The 4979-nt window shown below is 75.7% G+C and carries 4 protein-coding genes; all 4 read left to right on the forward strand.

Going from position 1 to position 4979, the window contains the following annotated elements:
* The coding region (locus HCN52_RS21775) for an SIS domain-containing protein (protein ID WP_168090149.1) at positions 1-1000 on the forward strand (1000 nt) is incomplete at its 5' end.
* Between the two features lie 93 nt (positions 1001-1093).
* Positions 1094-2323: a mannose-6-phosphate isomerase, class I gene (gene manA, locus HCN52_RS21780; RefSeq protein WP_168090150.1), complete on the forward strand. Its 1230-nt coding sequence runs from the start codon at positions 1094-1096 to the stop codon at positions 2321-2323.
* 248 nt (positions 2324-2571) lie between these two features.
* Positions 2572-4008 (forward strand): adenosylhomocysteinase, encoded by a 1437-nt coding sequence (gene ahcY, locus HCN52_RS21785; RefSeq protein ID WP_168090151.1) that lies wholly within the window; start codon positions 2572-2574, stop codon positions 4006-4008.
* Between the two features lie 114 nt (positions 4009-4122).
* Positions 4123-4764, forward strand: a complete 642-nt coding sequence (locus tag HCN52_RS21790; RefSeq protein ID WP_168090152.1) for a hypothetical protein — start codon at positions 4123-4125, stop codon at positions 4762-4764.
* Positions 4765-4979: the final 215 nt, after the last annotated feature.

A 4979-nucleotide genomic window follows, 5' to 3' on the forward strand; every position in this document is an offset into this window, starting at 1 on the left:
CCCCGCGACCGTCCTGGTCGCCGGTCCCGGCCCGGACGTCCCGCTGGCGGCCGCCGTGCTGGCGGCGCTCGGCGACGGCGCCGTGCGCGTCGTGCAGCTGACCGCCACCGGGCCCGCCGCCGACCCCGGGTTGCTGCGCTGGCAGCTGCCCCGCTGGGCCGGTCCCCTCGACGTCGTGGTCCTCACCTCCGCCGACGGCTCCGAGAGCGGTCTGGTCGAGCTGCTGGACCAGGCGCACCGGCGGGGCTGCGCCCTCGCCTCGGTCGCCCCCGGCGGCTCCCCGCTGGCCGAGGCCACCGCCCGCCGCCGTATGCCCGCGCTGCGCGCCACCACCGCGGAACACCTGGAGCCGGCCGACCACCCCGCCGCCCCCGGCGGCCACTGGCCGCTCCTCACCGCCACGCTGATGCTCGGCGACCGCCTGGGGGTCTGCGAGGCGGACGGCGCCGCCCTCGACGCGCTCGCCGACCGGCTCGACGCCACGGCCGAGCGGTGCGGGCCGGTCGTCCCGACGCGGGACAACCCCGCCAAGACCCTCGCCGTCGGCTGCGAGGGCGCGCTGCCACTGCTGTGGAGCGAGGGCGACCTCGCCACCGCCGTCGCCGACCACGCCGCGCGGCTGCTGCACGCGCTGCCCGGCGTCCCCGCCCTCGCCGCCCCGCTGCCCCGGGCGCTGACCGAGCACGCGGCGCTGCTCACCGCACGGCGCTCCGGCGGCGACCCGGACGACTTCTTCCGCGACCGCGCCGAGGACGAACCGGAACTGCACCCCCGCGTGATCCTCCTCGACAGCCCGGCACCGGCCGACGTGCCGCCCGGTGCCGACCTCCCGCCGCGCGCCGCCGCGGCCGCCCGCGACCTGGCGCGCCGGCACGGCGTCGCCTTCGGCGAACTCACCGCCGCCGAGGGCGGCCACCCGCTGGAGACCACCGGTGAGCTCCTCGCCCAGCTCGATTTCACCGCCGTTTACCTGACGCTCACCGCGACTGCCCGATCATGACCTCGGCCGCGTTCCCGCGGCCCGTCGCCGGAACCGCCGACCGGTCCGCGGCGCACCGGCCGAGACCGCGACCGCACTGGAGCAACCACCCCCATGGAACGACTCGACAACACCGTGCGCCCGTACGCCTGGGGCTCCACCACGGCCATCCCGCGGCTGCTGGGCGTCGAGCCGACCGGTGAGCCCCAGGCGGAGATGTGGCTGGGCGCCCACCCCGGCGCCCCCTCCCGCCTCGACCGCGGCAACGGACCGGTCAGTCTCGCCGAGCTGATCGCAGCCGACCCCGACGCGGAGCTCGGCACGGACGTGCACGCCGCCTTCGGCCCGCGCCTGCCGTTCCTGCTGAAGCTGCTCGCCGCCGACGCCCCGCTCTCCCTCCAGGTGCACCCGGACCTCGCGCAGGCCGCCGCCGGACACGCCGCCGAGGAGGCGCGGGGCGTCCCGCTGGACGCCCCGCACCGCACCTACAAGGACGACCAGCACAAGCCCGAACTGATCTGCGCCCTCACCCCCTTCGAGGGGCTCTGCGGATTCCGTCGACCGGACCGGACCGCCCGCCTGCTCGACGAGCTCGGCGTACCGGCGCTGGCGGGCCACGCCGCCGCCCTCCGCGCGGACCGCGACGGCAGCGCGCTCCGGGAGGTCTTCACCGCCGTCCTCACCGCCGGCCGGGACGCGACCGGCACCGCCCCGACGGCCCCCGACCCCGCCGCCACCGTCGAGCAGGTCGCCCGGGCGGCGGAGCGACTCGCGGCCGCCGGCGGCGAGTTCGCCGAGGCGTGCGCCGCGTACGCCCGGCTCGCTCACCGCTGGCCCGAGGACAACGGCGTCATCGCCGCGCTGCTGCTCAACCACGTGCGCCTCGCCCCCGGCGAGGCGCTGTACCTCGACGCCGGCGTCCCCCACGCGTACCTCGGCGGTCTGGGGGTCGAGATCATGGCCGGCTCCGACAACGTGCTGCGCTGCGGCCTCACCCCCAAGCACGTCGACGTCCCCGAGCTGCTGCGGATCGTCCGGTTCACCGGCGGCGACCCCGGCGTGCTGCGTCCCGTCCCGGACGCCGACGGGGAGGAGCACTACCCGGCCCCGGTGACCGAGTTCCGGCTCTCGCGCCGACGGCTCTCCGCGTCCGACGAGCCGGTGGCGCCGCCCGCCGGGCGGCCGCAGATCCTGCTCTGCACCGAGGGACGCGTCTCCCTCACCGCACCCGACGGCGCCGTCATCGAACTCACCCCAGGCCAGGCCGTGTTCGTCGCCGCCACCGCGCCCGCGCCGGCCTGCGCGGGCGAGGGGACCCTCTTCCGCGCCACGGTCGGCCTCTGACCGGCCCCGCGGACGCGCCCGGGCGAAGCGCCGCCCGGCTCGTCCCGCCCGGCGTCATGGCGCGGCCTCGGGGGCGGCTGTTAGCCTCGGGAACGACGTGCGATGTCGCTGCTGATGGCAGCCGGACGGCCGGTGAGGCCGCCCCGGCCGAGGGGAAAGAAGGCCCTCCGACGGACTGCGCGGTCGGCCGCCGGGCGGCGGCCCGCCGCGTCCTGCCCACTTCCGACACAGCAGAGGAGCAGCCGCTCATGACGAGCGCCATCCCGCAGGACTTCCAGGACTTCAAGATCGCGGACATCGCCCTGGCGGAGTTCGGCCGCAAGGAGATCGCCCTCGCCGAGCACGAGATGCCCGGCCTCATGGCCATCCGCGCCGAGTACGCCGAGCAGCAGCCGCTCGCGGGCGCCCGCATCACCGGGTCGCTGCACATGACCGTGCAGACCGCCGTTCTCATCGAGACCCTCGTGGCGCTGGGCGCCCGGGTCCGCTGGGCCTCCTGCAACATCTTCTCCACCCAGGACCACGCCGCCGCGGCCATCGCCGCCGCCGGCATCCCCGTCTTCGCCTGGAAGGGCGAGACGCTGGAGGAGTACTGGTGGTGCACCGAGCAGGCTCTCACCTGGGGCGACACCCCCACCGGCGGCCCGAACATGATCCTCGACGACGGCGGTGACGCCACGGTGCTGCTCCACAAGGGCGTCGAGTACGAGAAGGCGGGCGAGGTCCCCTCGCCGGAGACCGCCGACAACGACGAGCACCGCGTCATCCTGGAGCTGCTGACCCGCACCCTGGCCGAGACGCCCGGCAAGTGGACGCAGGCCGCCTCGGAGATCCGCGGCGTCACGGAGGAGACCACCACGGGTGTCCACCGGCTGTACGAGATGTTCCGGGACGGGTCCCTGCTCTTCCCCGCCATCAACGTCAACGACGCCGTCACCAAGTCGAAGTTCGACAACAAGTACGGGTGCCGCCACTCGCTGATCGACGGCATCAACCGCGCCACCGACGTGCTCATCGGCGGCAAGACCGCCGTCGTCTGCGGTTACGGCGACGTCGGCAAGGGCTGCGCCGAGTCGCTGCGCGGCCAGGGCGCCCGCGTCATCGTCACCGAGATCGACCCCATCTGCGCCCTCCAGGCCGCGATGGACGGCTACCAGGTCGCCACCCTGGACGACGTGGTCGAGACCGCCGACATCTTCATCACCACCACCGGCAACAAGGACGTCATCCTCGCCCCCGACATGGCGCGGATGAAGCACCAGGCGATCATCGGCAACATCGGCCACTTCGACAACGAGATCGACATGGCCGGCCTCGCCCAGCTGCCGGACGTCGTCCGCGACGAGGTCAAGCCCCAGGTGCACACCTGGACCTTCCCGACGGGGAAGAAGCTGATCGTGCTCTCCGAGGGCCGCCTCCTCAACCTGGGCAACGCGACCGGCCACCCGTCGTTCGTGATGTCCAACTCCTTCGCCAACCAGACGATCGCGCAGATCGAGCTGTTCACGAAGACCGAGGAGTACCCCACCGGCGTCTACGTGCTCCCCAAGCACCTCGACGAGAAGGTCGCGCGCCTCCACCTCGACGCGCTGGGCGCCAAGCTCACCACCCTCACCGAGGAGCAGGCCGCCTACCTCGGCATCAACGTCGAGGGGCCCTACAAGCCGGACCACTACCGGTACTGAGCCCCGGCCCGCCGCACCGGCGGGCACCGCGCAGCCGACGGCCCGCCCCGACCGGGGCGGGCCGTTCCGCGTCCGCCGCCGGCCGCCCCGGCCCCGGTCGGTACGGTGGCGCCCATGCCCAGCGGCCGCTACACCCTCCACGACCCCCACGACGGCACCGTGCTCTGCGAGGAGCGGTTCCGGTGCGCCCCCGGACCCACCGGCTGGCGGTACGTCGCCCACCGCACCACGCCGGACGGAGCCCCCGCCGGCCGACTCGACCTGGCCCTCGACGACCTCGGACGTCCCCTCCGGGTGGAGGCCGCCGCCGGGGACTGGCAGGTACGAGGCGCCGCACTCGACGGGATCCGCTGGGTGCGGACCGATCCCACCGGGGAGCACGCCCGCGAGGGCCACGCCCCGGCACGGGCCTTCACCGGCACCTCCCCGGCGTTCCTGGTCGCCCTCGCCCGGCTGCTGCGCCCGGGCCCCGGCGCGGCGGCGCGCGTCCGGCTGGTCGCGCTGACCGATCCCGTGCTCGCGCCCCGGACGGTGGACCAGGCGTGGTCGCTGACGTCGAGCGAGGACCACCACCACCCCGACGCCGGAACACTCGCCGTGCACGGCTACCGGGTGGACGACCTCGCGACGGGGGAGAGCGCGGCGGTCCACCTCACCGGGGACGTGGTGCTCGCCGCCCCGGGCGTCACGCTGGAGGAGCTCGACGGTCCGCCGTCCGCGTACGACACCCTGCCGCTGCCCGCCGTCGAGGGCTGACGGGCGCAGCGGTGCGGGCCCCCGCGGGTGCGCCCGCACCCCTACCCGGGAAGAGCGAACCCTCCGGAGTCCCCGGACCCGCCCGGCGCCGGGGTGTCGGGTCGCCCGCCGGCCGCGGGGGAGGCGTCATCGGGGGGCCCCGCCGCCCCTCCCTGCGCTCCGGGTGCTCCGGGCGCCGACGAGGGCGCCGGCGGGACGGGGAACGGCACGGCGGG

Source organism: Streptomyces bohaiensis (assembly GCF_012033785.1).
GTDB lineage: Bacteria > Actinomycetota > Actinomycetes > Streptomycetales > Streptomycetaceae > Streptomyces > Streptomyces bohaiensis.

Excerpts from the sequence above, each read along its gene's own strand:
- manA (WP_168090150.1), top strand. The coding sequence starts at position 1,094 with ATGGAACGACTCGACAACACCGTGCGCCCGTACGCCTGGGGCTCCACC.
- ahcY (WP_168090151.1), top strand. The coding sequence starts at position 2,572 with ATGACGAGCGCCATCCCGCAGGACTTCCAGGACTTCAAGATCGCGGAC.
- HCN52_RS21790 (WP_168090152.1), top strand. The coding sequence starts at position 4,123 with ATGCCCAGCGGCCGCTACACCCTCCACGACCCCCACGACGGCACCGTG.